General features: G+C 57.1%; 15 protein-coding genes. 8 read left to right on the top strand and 7 right to left on the bottom strand.

Annotation, left to right across the window (positions count from 1 at the left end; translation table 11 throughout):
- Positions 1-61: 61 nt before the first annotated feature.
- Both ABWV79_RS02705 and tig read left to right on the top strand, forming a co-directional pair.
- Positions 62-1,729 carry an NAD(P)H-hydrate dehydratase gene (locus ABWV79_RS02705; RefSeq protein ID WP_353390319.1) on the top strand — a complete coding sequence of 556 codons (1,668 nt, stop codon included), beginning with the start codon at positions 62-64 and terminating at the stop codon, positions 1,727-1,729.
- 202 nt (positions 1,730-1,931) lie between these two features.
- Positions 1,932-3,263, top strand: coding sequence for a trigger factor (gene tig, locus ABWV79_RS02700; RefSeq protein ID WP_170752995.1), 1,332 nt, complete (start codon positions 1,932-1,934; stop codon positions 3,261-3,263).
- A gap of 95 nt (positions 3,264-3,358) precedes the next feature.
- Here tig and ABWV79_RS02695 read toward each other — a convergent pair whose 3' ends face one another.
- From ABWV79_RS02695 to rpsF, 6 genes are all read right to left on the bottom strand, one after another.
- Positions 3,359-4,210 (bottom strand): acyl-homoserine-lactone synthase, encoded by an 852-nt coding sequence (locus tag ABWV79_RS02695; protein WP_353390318.1) that lies wholly within the window; start codon positions 4,208-4,210, stop codon positions 3,359-3,361.
- 96 nt (positions 4,211-4,306) lie between these two features.
- Complete coding sequence (locus tag ABWV79_RS02690) at positions 4,307-5,008, bottom strand: helix-turn-helix transcriptional regulator (protein ID WP_170354529.1); 702 nt, start codon at positions 5,006-5,008, stop codon at positions 4,307-4,309.
- Positions 5,009-5,220: 212 nt separating this feature from the next.
- Positions 5,221-5,697 (bottom strand): transglycosylase SLT domain-containing protein, encoded by a 477-nt coding sequence (locus tag ABWV79_RS02685; RefSeq protein ID WP_170354528.1) that lies wholly within the window; start codon positions 5,695-5,697, stop codon positions 5,221-5,223.
- Positions 5,698-5,846: 149 nt separating this feature from the next.
- Entirely contained in the window at positions 5,847-6,470 is a 624-nt protein-coding gene (rplI, locus tag ABWV79_RS02680) for a 50S ribosomal protein L9 (RefSeq protein ID WP_170354527.1), read from the bottom strand.
- Between the two features lie 12 nt (positions 6,471-6,482).
- Positions 6,483-6,710 carry a 30S ribosomal protein S18 gene (gene rpsR / locus ABWV79_RS02675; protein WP_005982441.1) on the bottom strand — a complete coding sequence of 76 codons (228 nt, stop codon included), beginning with the start codon at positions 6,708-6,710 and terminating at the stop codon, positions 6,483-6,485.
- Between the two features lie 28 nt (positions 6,711-6,738).
- Positions 6,739-7,092, bottom strand: a complete 354-nt coding sequence (gene rpsF, locus ABWV79_RS02670) for a 30S ribosomal protein S6 (RefSeq protein WP_170354526.1) — start codon at positions 7,090-7,092, stop codon at positions 6,739-6,741.
- Positions 7,093-7,378: 286 nt separating this feature from the next.
- On the opposite strand from rpsF, the gene ABWV79_RS02665 reads away from it, so the two are divergent.
- Both ABWV79_RS02665 and ABWV79_RS02660 read left to right on the top strand, forming a co-directional pair.
- Positions 7,379-7,897, top strand: coding sequence for a hypothetical protein (locus ABWV79_RS02665; protein WP_170724420.1), 519 nt, complete (start codon positions 7,379-7,381; stop codon positions 7,895-7,897).
- A gap of 126 nt (positions 7,898-8,023) precedes the next feature.
- Positions 8,024-8,596, top strand: a complete 573-nt coding sequence (locus ABWV79_RS02660) for a YceI family protein (RefSeq protein WP_170354524.1) — start codon at positions 8,024-8,026, stop codon at positions 8,594-8,596.
- A gap of 57 nt (positions 8,597-8,653) precedes the next feature.
- On the opposite strand, the gene ABWV79_RS02655 is transcribed toward ABWV79_RS02660, so the two are convergent.
- The gene (locus ABWV79_RS02655) at positions 8,654-9,880 is read right to left on the bottom strand and encodes a cytochrome b/b6 domain-containing protein (protein WP_353390317.1); all 1,227 of its coding nucleotides are present in this window, start codon (positions 9,878-9,880) and stop codon (positions 8,654-8,656) included.
- A 171-nt stretch (positions 9,881-10,051) separates the two neighbouring features.
- Here ABWV79_RS02655 and fabD point away from each other — a divergent pair, with 171 nt between their 5' ends.
- The 4 genes from fabD (at position 10,052) to ABWV79_RS02635 (ending at position 12,893) form a co-directional block, all read left to right on the top strand.
- Complete coding sequence (gene fabD / locus ABWV79_RS02650) at positions 10,052-10,990, top strand: ACP S-malonyltransferase (protein WP_353390315.1); 939 nt, start codon at positions 10,052-10,054, stop codon at positions 10,988-10,990.
- Positions 10,991-11,031: 41 nt separating this feature from the next.
- Complete coding sequence (gene fabG / locus ABWV79_RS02645) at positions 11,032-11,769, top strand: 3-oxoacyl-[acyl-carrier-protein] reductase (protein WP_170354521.1); 738 nt, start codon at positions 11,032-11,034, stop codon at positions 11,767-11,769.
- Positions 11,770-11,977: 208 nt separating this feature from the next.
- Positions 11,978-12,211: an acyl carrier protein gene (locus ABWV79_RS02640; protein WP_008756330.1), complete on the top strand. Its 234-nt coding sequence runs from the start codon at positions 11,978-11,980 to the stop codon at positions 12,209-12,211.
- Between the two features lie 142 nt (positions 12,212-12,353).
- Complete coding sequence (locus ABWV79_RS02635) at positions 12,354-12,893, top strand: GNAT family N-acetyltransferase (protein ID WP_170752566.1); 540 nt, start codon at positions 12,354-12,356, stop codon at positions 12,891-12,893.
- Positions 12,894-12,994: the final 101 nt, after the last annotated feature.

Raw genomic sequence — 12,994 nt, 5'->3', positions numbered from 1 at the left:
TTTAAATTTTAATCAGATTGCATAAAAAGTAATCGAAATTGAATCGACTGGGAATTTTGAGATGACGGAACTGCTGACGGCTGCTCAGATGCGGGTCATCGAACAGGCCGCGATTGAGTCTGGTGAGGTGACCGGACTGGAGCTAATGGAACGGGCCGGGCAGGGCGTTGTCGACGCGATTTATGAGGAGTGGCCCGAGTTCAAGGATCGAGGGGCCAGCCCCTCGAGCTCCCCGAGGTATTTGAGGCCAGATGAAGGGGATCCGCTGCGCGCCGTGGTGTTGTGCGGGCCGGGGAACAATGGCGGTGATGGGTTTGTTGTTGCGCGTCTGCTGCATGCGTTGGGGTGGAACGTTGAGGTGTTTCTGTACGGGGATGCTGAGAAGCTGCCGCCGGATGCGCGAGTGAATTATGAGCGGTGGATGGAGTTGGGGGCTGTCAAAGCTCGAAAGATTGATCCACCACCCTTGGTGGATGAGTACCTGCCTTTCCCGGATCATTTGGACCTTATTGTCGATAGCTTGTTTGGAATCGGTTTGACTCGTCCTTTTGGGGGGGCGTTCAGCCTTTTGGCTCAAGAGGCGGTGAAAACTTTGCTAACAGAGAAAGGCGTTCGGGTTGTGTCTGTAGACACACCGAGTGGATTGTGCGCAGACAGCGGTCGGGCGATAGGCTCCGCAATTTCGGCTGATTTGACCGTTTCATTTCATACTAGAAAGATTGGTCATCTCATCGCGGATGGTCCCCGGTATTGTGGAAAGACTGTTGTGGCTGGCATTGGGTTGCCGTCACTGGAAAAGCCTGATTCAGCGGCCCGAAGTGCTTTGGTTAAGCTCCACGATCAGGAAAAACTGGTTCGGGTGCTGTGTACGGAAGCAGATCAAAGCAACTTGCCACAGTATCTCTTCAAAAAGCTTTACGAGCATAAATACTCCCACGGTCACGCCCTGATCCTCTCAGGCGGCGCGGCGCAAACTGGAGCTGCGCGGTTAGCGGCGCGGGGGGCTTTGCGGATTGGGGCTGGGTTGGTGACGCTTGGGGTGCCGGGCTCGGCTCAGATGGAGGTGGCGGCGCAGGTGACGGCCCTCATGGTGCAACGGGTTGATGGGGCCGAGGGTTTTGCGGATGTGCTGAGCGACGAGCGGTTGAATGCGCTGTGTATTGGGCCGGGAATGGGGTTGGAGCGGGCGCGCGAACTGGTGCCGGTTGCGTTGCAGGCCAAGCGGGCGACCGTGCTGGATGCGGATGCTCTGACGGCGTTTGCAGATGATCCGGCGGCCCTGTTTGGGCAGTTGCACGAGAGTTGCGTTCTGACCCCGCATGGGGGCGAATTTGCACGCCTGTTCCCGGATATTGCCGAGAAATTGGCGGCTGCGCCAACCAAAGGCCCGGCCTATTCCAAGGTGGACGCCACGCGCGAAGCCGCCAAGCGGGCGAGGTGTGTGGTTCTGTTCAAGGGGCCGGACACGCTGATTGCCGCGCCGGATGGGCGATGTTCGATCAATGCTGCTGTCTATGATCGTGCGGCACCTTGGTTGGCTACGGCCGGATCAGGGGATGTTCTGGCAGGGTTCATCACGGGCCTTTCGGCGCGCGGGTTCAGTCCGATGCAGGCGGCGGAAACGGGCGCTTGGCTGCATGTGGAATGCGCGCGCAACTTTGGTCCGGGTCTGATCGCCGAGGATTTGCCCGAGCAGTTGCCTACTGTTTTGAAACAGATCAAAGCCTGATCCGCTTTGAGGCAGGCTTGTATTGCTGTCTGTCTCTTCCGCGTCGCGGGAAACTAGCCACCAACAATTTTAGACAAAAGACGGTCAAAACAAGGCTGATCGGGCAGTTGCCTCTTGCACGCGGGGGGCTGGGCAAATAGAAGGCGTCAAATTTGCCCGGCGCGCCGTTTTGCGCGCCCCGAATCCTATGGGGACTACCATAATGCAGGTTACCGAGACGCTGAACGAAGGTCTGAAACGCGGCTATAACATTGTCGTATCCGCCGCCGAGCTGGACGACAAAGTGAATGAGAAACTGGTTGAAGCGCAGCCAGAAGTCGAAATGAAGGGTTTTCGCAAAGGCAAGGTGCCGATGGCGCTGCTGAAAAAGCAGTTCGGCCAGCGTCTGCTGGGTGAAGCGATGCAGGAAAGCATCGACGGTGCGATGAACAAGCATTTTGAAGACAGCGGCGATCGTCCGGCCCTGCAGCCCGAGGTCAAGATGACCAACGAGGACTGGAAAGAAGGCGACGACGTCCATGTCGAAATGTCCTATGAGGCTCTGCCCGCGATCCCCGAGGTTGACCTGAAATCAGTCGAGCTGGAAAAACTGGTCGTCAAAGCCGATGACGCTGCCATCGAAGAGGCGCTGAACAACCTGGCCGAAACCGCGCAGGATTTCAAAGCGCGCCGTAAAGGCTCGAAAGCCAAGGATGGCGACCAGATCGTATTCGACTTTGTCGGCAAGGTTGACGGCGAAGAATTCGAGGGTGGCTCGGCCGAAGACTACCCGTTGGTTCTGGGCTCAAACAGCTTCATTCCCGGTTTCGAAGAGCAGCTGGTTGGCGTTAAAGCCGAAGAAGAAAAAGACGTTAACGTCACCTTCCCGGCTGAATACGGTGCCGAGCATCTGGCCGGAAAAGACGCTGTTTTCACCTGCACCGTGAAAGAGGTGAAAGAACCCGTCGCTGCAGAAGTGAACGACGAGCTGGCCACCAAGTTTGGCGCTGAAGACCTGGAAGCCCTGAAGGGCCAGATCGCCGAGCGTTTGGAAGCCGAATATGCTGGCGCTTCGCGCGCAGTCATGAAGCGTGCCCTGCTGGATGCGCTGGACGAGAAAGTCTCTTTCGACTTGCCGCCGTCGTTGGTTGAGGCGGAAGCCAAACAGATCGCACACCAGCTGTGGCACGAAGAAAACCCGGACGTTGAAGGTCATGACCACGATCCGATCGAACCCACCGACGAGCACAACACATTGGCCGAGCGCCGCGTGCGTTTGGGCCTGCTGTTGGCCGAGCTGGGGCAGAAAGCCGAAGTTGAAGTCACCGATGCCGAGATGACTCAGGCGATCATGAACCAGGCACGTCAGTACCCGGGTCAGGAACGTCAGTTCTTTGAGTTCGTGCAGCAGAACGCTCAGATGCAGCAGCAACTGCGTGCCCCGATTTTTGAGGACAAGGTCATCGACTACATTGTCGAGCTGGCTCAGGTCACCGACAAGGACGTCAGCAAAGACGACCTGCAGAAAGCTGTCGAGGCTTTGGAAGAGGAATAATTCTCTTTCGCCCCTTTCGGGCAAGCAAGATAAAACGCGGAGCCGTCTGGAAACAACGGCTCCGCTTGAGTGGCTTACGCTATGAGGTGAGGGGGTCAGGCCTCATGAGCGAAAGCGCGGGGGGTACTCAGCAGAGCGAACTTCTGCTCTGGCGTAAACTTATCCGAAAGTTCTTCAATCAGCCTGAGAACAGCGTCAACTTCGTCTTTCGAGGTGGCTGCACCCATTTGTTCCACAAAGTACTTTTCGAGCTGATTGAGTGGCTTACGGTCGTAGTTTGCAGCCTTGGGTGCTGCTTTGGTCTTGTCGAACAAGGTGCGTGCTTGTTGGTCGCTTAGAAACACATCGTGCGCGATTCCTGCATATTTCCGAATTCCGGAAATCCTTTCGTCCGAGCAATCCATAAGTGCGGCCATGGCAACAACTTTGCCCATTGGTTTGGCAGAGCCTAAATAGTCATACGGAGCGTTACCAGACCGTTGCAGAACCCGGTTCATGATAGGATCAATCACAGCGATCGAATCCAGCACTCCTGCCATCTTTGCGTATTCGAACGACCCTATCATGACCTCGCTGGTTACGTACGAGACCGAATTTTCGCCCCTGCCACGCCCCAGTTTCTTTGTGTCGACGCAAAAACGGGTTGCTTCCCACACTTGCGCGCTGCGCAGAGGCGGTTCGCCGTCCAGGATCGAGTTAAACACTTCTGCCAGCATATGTGGCCCCGTGGTCTGCAGCAACCGCATGCAGCCTACGACGTCCCCCTCGTCGTTTAGGCTGACCACGTGTGCAGGATTAAGCGTATCAAATTTGTCGACCTCCCGACCGTCGCGGATGTTCACATCCCATCCCAAGCGGTCGCCGAAAACGCGCGCGCGCAGTTGATACATTTCGTCCAAGACGTCTTTGAATTTATGTTGGTTTATACCATCAATCACGATGATCATTTCCATCCCCCTAGAGATTGGTTACCGTGAATGGAAGATTAACCAAGTTATGATCTGAGACTATTGGGGGTTTCCCGTAGAGAAGCGGTTTTTTGGTTAACCAGGGGCGATTATTCCAAGTCCTATGGCGCGACCAATCGCCTGTGGCGTGGTCAAAGCCCCGAGTTTCTCGCGGCCGGACCTAACGTGAACTTCAACTGTGCGGTGCGAGATCGAAAGAATATCGCCGATGTCCTGTTGCGACTTCCCTTCCGCTACCCATTGCAAAATCTCTTTCTCACGCGTGGACAGGGTTGGCAGATACAGGGCTTTTGCCAAAAGCCCGGACTGCATAACGGTGTCATGCGCCTGGACTGCCGCCAACTGCAGGTCTCCCATAACGTGTCGCTTCAGTCTTTCCCATTCCTCATCCGAGCAGTTGCGGGTCACGTTCAGCAAGCCACATTCGCCATAGGGACCCCGGACCGGAACGGTCAGCCCCCGCGGGGTAATTCCAAAGTCGTGGGCATCTTTGAAAACCGTGTGAAACTTTTCATCTTGGCTAAAACGACTCCAGTCCACCGGTGCGATGCTAAGCATGGATTGGTACAAAGTTGGATCGAAGTGATGAAACCCTTGGCTTCCGTAGTGGATCTTCCATTCGTCGGGGTAATTTGCATAGCCCTGAACATCCCCTTTGACGGGGTTGAAAGTTGCATAGGATGCGTAATCAAAGCCAAGTTCGTTGCAAACGGCATTGATAATGTCCGCCGCAGACCTTTCTTCCTGTTCGATCCTGGCTAGGTCGATGAGTTTCAAGTGTCTAACCTTCGTGATGACTATCCTCTCCCCAGAGCATAGTCGTATCTGTCCAAATTAAAGCATACGTTGCGTCACCTTGATGATGTGACGCAAGCAAATAGTTCGCTTTGCATGGTGTTAATGCAGTGAAATGGCAATAGATACGTAGGGATTGGCCTGTTTTTGCAGCGGTATTTTGCGGATTGTTGCCGACTGCAGGACAAGTTGTCTCACTCGGGTTTCAACCCAGTCTCGACCAGCAATCCGCGGGCCTTGGCCTCAGGCCAATAGCCCTTGGCATACAGGAAAATCGCGCGCTGCTGATCGCCGTCGGACAACAACCACGCTCCGCGTAGGTATTTGCCCGCAAATTCCAGATTGGTATCGGCGTCCAACAGGCCCTGTGGGTCACCACTGTAACCCATGGACCGGGCTGTCGCCGGAAGGATCTGCAACAGGCCGTAATAGGGACGGTTCACCGCCCACGGCCGGTGTGTGCTTTCTCGGATGGCGAGCTTGTGAACCAACTCTCGCGGGAGCTCGTAGTGATCGGCCCATTTGTTGATCGAGGCCCGCAACTCGGGCGTCTCATTGGGATAAAGCGGAGGATCAAATGCGGCACGTGTCGGGGTGTCCGGGCTTCCGCATGCAGCAAGAGGCGCGGCGAGCAACAGAGCAATCAGATTACGGCGCATGATTTTGGTCATCGAGATCTCCGGCGTTTGTCGCGATACTAGGAAACTTGGTTTCGTCCGCAAGGGTAGCGGAAGATTCCGGCTGAAATATGCCGTTGGGACCTTGAATGAAAAAAGGCCGCGCATGATGACGCGGCCTTTCTCAAATCCAGTGAAGAAGATCAGGCTTTTGCTTCGTCTTCTTCCGCAGCTGGTGCTTCGTCAGCAACCAGGTCATCGTCGTCCGACGCGGCCGAACCGATATCGTCGAACAGCTCGGCGATTTCGAATTCAGCGGCTGCTTCTTCTTCGGCAGCCAGTTCCTGGATCGACTTGCCCGAAGCTTGCAGTTCGGCTTCTTCTTCCGAACGGGCGACGTTCATCTGAATCTCGACTTCGACCTCGGGGTGCAGTTTGACTGCGAGCGAGTGCAGACCCAGTTCCTTGATCGGTGCGATCAGGGCGATCTGTTTCTTGTCGACGGTGAAGCCAGCTTCGGTCGCGGCCTCTGCGGCGTCACGCGGAGTGACCGAGCCGTACAGAGCGCCAGCATCCGATGCCGAGCGAATCACGATGAACTGCTGACCGTCCAGCTTTTCAGCCAGTGCTTCAGCTTCTTTCTTGGTTTCCAGGTTGTGCGCTTCAAGCTGCGCCTTGCGGGCTTCGAACGAGGCGATGTTCGACTCGGACGCGCTCAGGGCTTTGCCTTGGGGCAGCAGGAAGTTGCGGGCGTAGCCGGGCTTGACGTCAACGACGTCGCCCATCTGACCCAATTTCGCAACGCGTTCCAGCAGGATAACTTGCATGTCAGTCTCTCCTTACTTCACGGCGTAGGGCAGCAGGGCGAGGAAGCGGGCGCGCTTGATAGCACGGGCCAGTTCACGCTGCTTTTTCGCCGAAACGGCGGTGATGCGCGAAGGTACGATCTTGCCACGCTCAGAGATGTAGCGCTGCAGCAGACGGGTGTCTTTATAGTCGATCTTCGGCGCGTTATCGCCCGAGAACGGGCAGACCTTGCGGCGGCGGAAAAATGGTTTTGCGGCCATGGTTTAATGTCCTTTCGTCAGGCGTTGATCAACGGCGCTCGCGGCGGCCTTCGCGCTCGTCGCGCTTCTGCATCTGGACCGAGGGGCCCTCGGCATGTTCGTCGACCTTGATGGTCAGAACGCGCATGACGTCTTCGTGCAGGCGCATCAGGCGCTCCATTTCCTGAACCGCGCCAGCAGGCGAGTCGGTTTTCAGGAAGGCATAGTGGCCTTTGCGGTTTTTGTTGATCTTGTAGGCCATCGTCTTGACACCCCAGTACTCGCTTTCGACGACGTTGCCGCCGTTGTCAGCCAGAACGGTGCCGAAGTGTTCGACGAGGCTTTCTGCCTGCGCGTTGGACAGATCCTGACGCGCGATCATTACATGCTCATACAGTGGCATGTGCACTCCTGTTTATATCAAGGCGCATTTCATAGGCGGGGCCATCTGGTCCTTCGCGACCCTGCCACGAGAGGCTGCGCGATTCATACGATTAGCGAAGGATGGCCCCGTATACACGTTTATTGCGACGGGGCAAGTCCCGTCACATATGCCTTGGTGAAGTCGTGCTATTTTCACTGCGACGCCCAATTCCTGACGCTTTTCAATTCGATCTTAACTCTCATACCGGGACAATAACCGGACACACCGGACCCAAGTCGGCAACCTGAGAAACAGGGTGAGAGAAATGACCGCGATTAATACGAATACACTCGAACAGACCGCGTCAAACGCGAGTTTTGAGAAATCCGTTCCAGTTCTGATCGCGTTCGCGCCGAACTGGAAAGTCCGCATGATCCTGGCGCGCATGGTTGGTGCGTTCCTGATTGTGATGGCATTTTCAATGTGGCTCGCTCCGGGCTCTGCCATGGCCACCGAAGTCTGGCCGATCAAACTGGCCGCGTCGCTTGCCTTTCTTGTTGTCGGTGTCAGTCTTCTGACCATTCAGGTGATGGATGCCCGTCCTGATGCGTATTTCGATCCGATCCGCCGTGAGGTGCGCGTTTTGCAAAAGAACGAAAACGGTCGGCCCCAGACTGTTCTGCGCCGCAGCTATGATACGCTGGGTGGTGCCAAGTTCAGCGATGATCAGGTCGAGCTGTTCGACGTGGACGGCAGCTTGTTGATGAAGCTGCCGTTGCAATCGGCGGATGTCAGCCGAGCGCTGAAGGGCCAACTGAGTGGAAGTGTAACAATCTTCGCCTGATTTTTATTCTGTTCATATAGGAACAGAAGTTGTGAGAGAATAAAGCTTGTGTGCCGCCCTTGGGCGGCACATTTTTGTTATCGAGCAACCCAACAGGTTTGCATCCACAACAATGCGGAGTTTGTCATGAAATCCACCCTTCTTGCTGCTGCACTGGCCGTGTCGGCGACTTCGGCGTTTGCCAGCGCCGAGAAATACGTTCTGGACCCAAGCCACAGCCAGGTCATCTTCAACTACAATCACCTTGGTTTCTCGACGACCTATGGCATGTTCTCGGGTTTTGAAGGCGAGATCATGTTCGATCAGGAAAACCCGGCAGCGTCCAGCGTGTCTGTGTCTATGCCAGTCGTTGAGATGTTCACCGGTTGGAAACCGCGTGAAGATCACTTTATGACCGAAGATTTCTTTGGCGTGACCGAAGGCGACCTGATCTCATTCACGTCAACCGGGATCGAAGTTACCGGTGAGAACACTGCCAACATCACCGGCGATCTGACCATGAACGGCGTTACCAAGTCAGTCGTGCTGGACGCCAAACTGAACCAAGTCGGAGAGCACCCGATGGCTGGCAAGCCTTGGGCCGGTTTCGACGCAACAACCACGCTGATCCGCAGCGATTTTGATCTGGGCCAGTTTGCCCCGTTCGTCAGCGACGAAGTTCAAATCCAGATTTCGGTTGAGGCGCAAAAAGCAGAATAAACCGCTTTTATCTGTTGAAATCGAAACCGCCGGAGCGCAGGCTCCGGCGGTTTTCTTTTACTCGCCGCGTGTCGCGATCAAGTCTACCAAAACGATGACCGTGAACCCCAGTGAGTCCTCGGTAGGCTGCGAGGTGCCGACGTCGAAATCCATTCGGTTCAACTCCAACGTGCCGGACACTGTGGCGGTATCTTCCTGCAGATTCAGAGTGAAGGGCAACACCACGTCGACAGATTTGTCGCGAATGGTCAGAGGCCCGCGTGCCTCGTACCCGGTTTCGGTCTTGAACAGATCGGCTGTGAATTGCGCCGTAGGGAATTGCGCGCTGTCGAAGAAATCAGCCCCCATTGCCTGTCCGCTGACTGTGCCGAGGCTTAGAGAAGGGATTGAGATCGTTACATTAGCCGATCCAGCCAAACCGGGTTCCGCTGGGTCGTCAAACGCGATGGCAGCAGTCCAGTCGGCGAAACTGCCAGTTACGGGACTGCCTAATTGGCTAATGGTGATACCCAATGTGCCTTCTTGTACCTGCCACTCCGATTGTACCTCGGCCAGTTCGGCGGTGTCGGTATGGGCGTGAGAGTGATGGCTGAATGCGCCGATTCCCCAGCCGCCGATCAACACGGCACCCCAGACAACCAGCGCGGCAAACGCCGGTGTTGCCGAATGATGCTGAGCTGGAGGTTCCGGTGACTGCGCAGAACCGGGCAGCATACGCCTCAACGTGCTGTCCTTGTCGATGACATGGTGTTTCACCGCCCCGGCAATGTGCAGCACCAGAGAACCGCCAAGCGTCCATACGAAAAGCCAATGTAGGCTGGCGGTGAATTCGGCCAGATGCTCGGATTTGGGGACCAAAGGCAGGTTTTGCCCAAATGGCCAAAGGATCGGCGCAAATCCCTCGGCCGCCGCGTGGTGAATCCATCCGGTCAGCGGCACCAATACCAATGAGCCGTACAGTAGCCAGTGTACGGTTTCCGCGGCAAAAGCTTCGGGCTTGTTGTCGGCGTTCAGAAGGCCGGGTTTGGTTTGCGTCAGGGCCCACAGGATGCGTGCGAGGGCGACGAAAAAGACGGCCACGCCGACAGTCTTGTGTAGCGAGAACAGGCGCGCTGCACGTGAGATGTCATCTTCTGTCGTTGGGACGTTCGGATCATAGATCGCCTGAGCCAGTTCGTTGGCAAAATACCCCAGAGGGAACGCGGTAAAGATCAGCAATGCGGTCAGCCAGTGGAAGGCCTTGGTGACACTGCCATAGCTTGAGAATGTATTGGTCGAGGGCATCTGGCGCTCCGGGGGTTAGGTGGCTTTGCTCAAACTAAAGCCATGGGATCAGGACTCAAGGGGGCAGGGCGCACAGCTACGGTGCCTTTGTGCAGAGATCAGGCAGTGCTTGTGCCGCGCGGTTACACAGTTTACACCCCGCCGCAACCTAACGTCATCCAAGAGGTTGCAATGACACGCGCATTTGTTTTCCCGGGGCAAGGTGCCCAGACCATCGGAATGGGCAAAGCTCTGGCCGAGGCTTACCCTGCCGCACAGGCGGTGTTTGACGAGGTGGACGAAGCCTTGGGCGAAAAGTTGAGCAGCCTGATCTGGGACGGTGATATTGCCGAGCTGACCCTGACGCAAAACGCACAGCCGGCACTGATGGCCACGTCCATGGCGGCGATGCGGGCGCTGGAGGCCGAGGGCGTCTCGATCACAGATGCAGTCTTTGTTGCCGGGCATTCGTTGGGGGAATATTCCGCGCTGGCCGCTGCTGGTGCGCTGACGGTTGCGGATACTGCGCGTCTTCTGCGCACCCGCGGTCAGGCGATGCAAAGCGCCGTGCCAGTGGGCGAAGGTGCGATGGCGGCGATCCTTGGGCTGGACCTTGAGGCTGTGCGCGCCGTGGCGGATGAGGCCGCGCAGGGTGAAGTCTGTCAGGCCGCAAACGACAATGACCCGACACAGGTTGTGGTCTCGGGCGCGAAGGCTGCTGTGGAACGCGCGGCCGAGATTGCCAAGGAAAAGGGCGCCAAGCGCGCGGTCATGCTGCCTGTCAGCGCGCCCTTCCATTGTGCCTTGATGCAGCCTGCTGCTGACGTGATGGCCGAAGCTTTGGCAGGGGTTGAAATCAAAGCGCCTGCCGTGCCGCTGATTGCTAACGTGCGCGCCGAAGCGGTCAACGACCCTGACCTGATCCGGCAGTTGCTAATCGAGCAGGTCACCGGCTCGGTTCGCTGGCGTGAAAGCGTGCAGTATATGGCCGCGCAGGGCGTGACCGAGACGTGGGAGATCGGGGCGGGGAAAGCTCTGTCCGGGATGATCCGCAAAATCGACCGTTCGATCGCGGGTAAAGCTGTCGGCACGCCGGATGACGTGCAGAATGTGACCCAAGCCGAATCGTAAGATACCGCGCGTCGCGTGGCGCGTAGCTAAAGGATAAGAGAATGTTTGATTTGACAGGTAAGAACGCACTGATCACCGGTGCCTCGGGCGGGATCGGTGGTGAGATCGCGCGCTCTCTGCATGCCGCAGGCGCTACGGTGGCGCTTTCGGGCACGCGTGTTGAACCGCTGGAGGCGCTGGCCGCCGAACTCGGCGATCGTGCCCATGTGCTGCCCTGTAATCTGAGCGACCCTGAGGCTGTGGCCGCCCTGCCAAAGCAGGCGGCGGATGCGATGGGGTCGGTCGATATTCTGGTCAACAACGCGGGTATCACGCGTGACAACTTGTTCATGCGCATGTCGGATGACGAATGGCAGAGCGTAATCGACGTTAACATGACCTCGACCGCGAAACTCTGCAAAGGCGTGCTGCGCGGCATGATGAAGGCGCGTTGGGGCCGGATCATCAACATCTCGTCCGTGGTGGGCGCGACGGGCAACCCCGGTCAGGCGAACTATGCCGCGTCCAAGGCGGGGATGGTCGGGATGACCAAGTCGCTGGCATACGAGGTCGCAAGCCGCGGAATCACGGCCAATGCGGTGGCGCCGGGCTTTATCACCACGGCGATGACCGACAAGCTGACCGACGATCAGAAGTCGGGCATCCTGGGTCAGGTTCCGGCCGGACGTATGGGGGACGCGTCGGAAATTGCCGCGGCAGTTCTGTACCTTGCCAGCCCCGAGGCCGGATATGTGACCGGAACCACCTTGCATGTAAACGGCGGTATGGCCATGTTGTGACCACCTGTCGGGGCAGGCGCGAAAGCGTTTGCCTTGGGCGTTGTCTGTGCTATAGGCGGCGCATCAATTCGGGGGTCGGCCGTAGGGTCGGCCTTCTAGTTTCCCGGCAATCGGGAACCCAAACCGCCCAGACGGGCACATCAAGGCCAGCCTGAGCGGGCAAGGGCAGAACCGGGCACTATGCCCTGAAATGGAATGAGGAATAGACATGAGCGACGTCGCAGATCGCGTTAAGAAGATCGTTGTTGAGCACCTGGGTGTTGAAGAAGACAAAGTAGCGGAAAACGCTTCCTTCATCGACGATCTGGGCGCAGACAGCTTGGACACTGTTGAGCTGGTCATGGCCTTCGAAGAAGAGTTCGGCATCGAGATCCCCGATGACGCAGCCGAGACCATCCAGACCTTTGGCGACGCCGTCAAATTCATCTCTGAAGCGTCCTAAGACCTTAGAGAATCCTAAAAAGCGGCGCTTCCGGGCAACGGAGGCGCCGTTTTTTGTTGCGTGGACGTTATTCGGGCTTGTCAGAGGCTGTTTTCGTCCGCACCCTTTCCGCTGAGGCAAAAAAATTCAGAGCGGGCAGGGCATGATACGATCCACCCCGATGATAAACACGGCTCGCTTGACGCTCTGCGCCATGCGGCCTGAGGATTTCAACCGGTTCGCCGAGATCTGGCGCAATCCGTGTGTCGTGCGGCATATCGGGGGCAAGCCACGGTCGCGCGGCGAAGCCTGGGATTCGTTCTTGCGCAATGCGGGGCATTGGCAGATGGCCGGATTCGGCCAATGGGCTGTAATTCAGCAATCGAATCGGCAGATGATCGGACAGGCCGGGTTTTTCTACGGCAATCGCGCGCTGGGCGAGGATTTCGACGACTTTCCCGAAGCAGGTTGGGTGCTTGCCCCAGAAGCCCAAGGGCAGGGCATGGGCCTTGAGGCCGCGCAGGCCGCCCATGACTGGTTCGACCGGATTATGCCCGGTCCATTGGTTGCAATGGTAAATTCCGACAACTTGGCTTCGCAAAAACTGGCGGCGCGGTTGGGATATGTCGAAATGCGCGAGGATGATTATCAGGGGTCTCGTGTGTGCCTGTTGCGGCGAAACGGTCCTCCGACGCGGCACTGACAGTGCAGTTTGCGATGCCGCAAAAAGTCCGCAGTTTGCCGAAACTGGTAATTTCGCGGACCGGTACTGCGTGTATGCTGATCCCATGTGCAAAGGATTGA

Source organism: Ruegeria sp. HU-ET01832 (assembly GCF_040371315.1).
Classification (GTDB): domain Bacteria; phylum Pseudomonadota; class Alphaproteobacteria; order Rhodobacterales; family Rhodobacteraceae; genus Ruegeria; species Ruegeria lacuscaerulensis_A.
The sequence above is the reverse complement of the archived record's forward strand: the minus strand, read 5'-3'. Positions and strand labels throughout refer to the sequence as shown.

Coding starts and splice junctions, on each gene's coding strand:
- ABWV79_RS02660 (WP_170354524.1), top strand. CDS start 8,024: ATGAAATCCACCCTTCTTGCTGCTGCACTGGCCGTGTCGGCGACTTCG.
- ABWV79_RS02635 (WP_170752566.1), top strand. CDS start 12,354: ATGATACGATCCACCCCGATGATAAACACGGCTCGCTTGACGCTCTGC.
- fabG (WP_170354521.1), top strand. CDS start 11,032: ATGTTTGATTTGACAGGTAAGAACGCACTGATCACCGGTGCCTCGGGC.
- ABWV79_RS02695 (WP_353390318.1), bottom strand. CDS start 4,210: ATGATCATCGTGATTGATGGTATAAACCAACATAAATTCAAAGACGTC.
- tig (WP_170752995.1), top strand. CDS start 1,932: ATGCAGGTTACCGAGACGCTGAACGAAGGTCTGAAACGCGGCTATAAC.
- ABWV79_RS02685 (WP_170354528.1), bottom strand. CDS start 5,697: ATGACCAAAATCATGCGCCGTAATCTGATTGCTCTGTTGCTCGCCGCG.
- rplI (WP_170354527.1), bottom strand. CDS start 6,470: ATGCAAGTTATCCTGCTGGAACGCGTTGCGAAATTGGGTCAGATGGGC.
- ABWV79_RS02665 (WP_170724420.1), top strand. CDS start 7,379: ATGACCGCGATTAATACGAATACACTCGAACAGACCGCGTCAAACGCG.
- rpsR (WP_005982441.1), bottom strand. CDS start 6,710: ATGGCCGCAAAACCATTTTTCCGCCGCCGCAAGGTCTGCCCGTTCTCG.
- fabD (WP_353390315.1), top strand. CDS start 10,052: ATGACACGCGCATTTGTTTTCCCGGGGCAAGGTGCCCAGACCATCGGA.
- ABWV79_RS02705 (WP_353390319.1), top strand. CDS start 62: ATGACGGAACTGCTGACGGCTGCTCAGATGCGGGTCATCGAACAGGCC.
- rpsF (WP_170354526.1), bottom strand. CDS start 7,092: ATGCCACTGTATGAGCATGTAATGATCGCGCGTCAGGATCTGTCCAAC.
- ABWV79_RS02640 (WP_008756330.1), top strand. CDS start 11,978: ATGAGCGACGTCGCAGATCGCGTTAAGAAGATCGTTGTTGAGCACCTG.
- ABWV79_RS02655 (WP_353390317.1), bottom strand. CDS start 9,880: ATGCCCTCGACCAATACATTCTCAAGCTATGGCAGTGTCACCAAGGCC.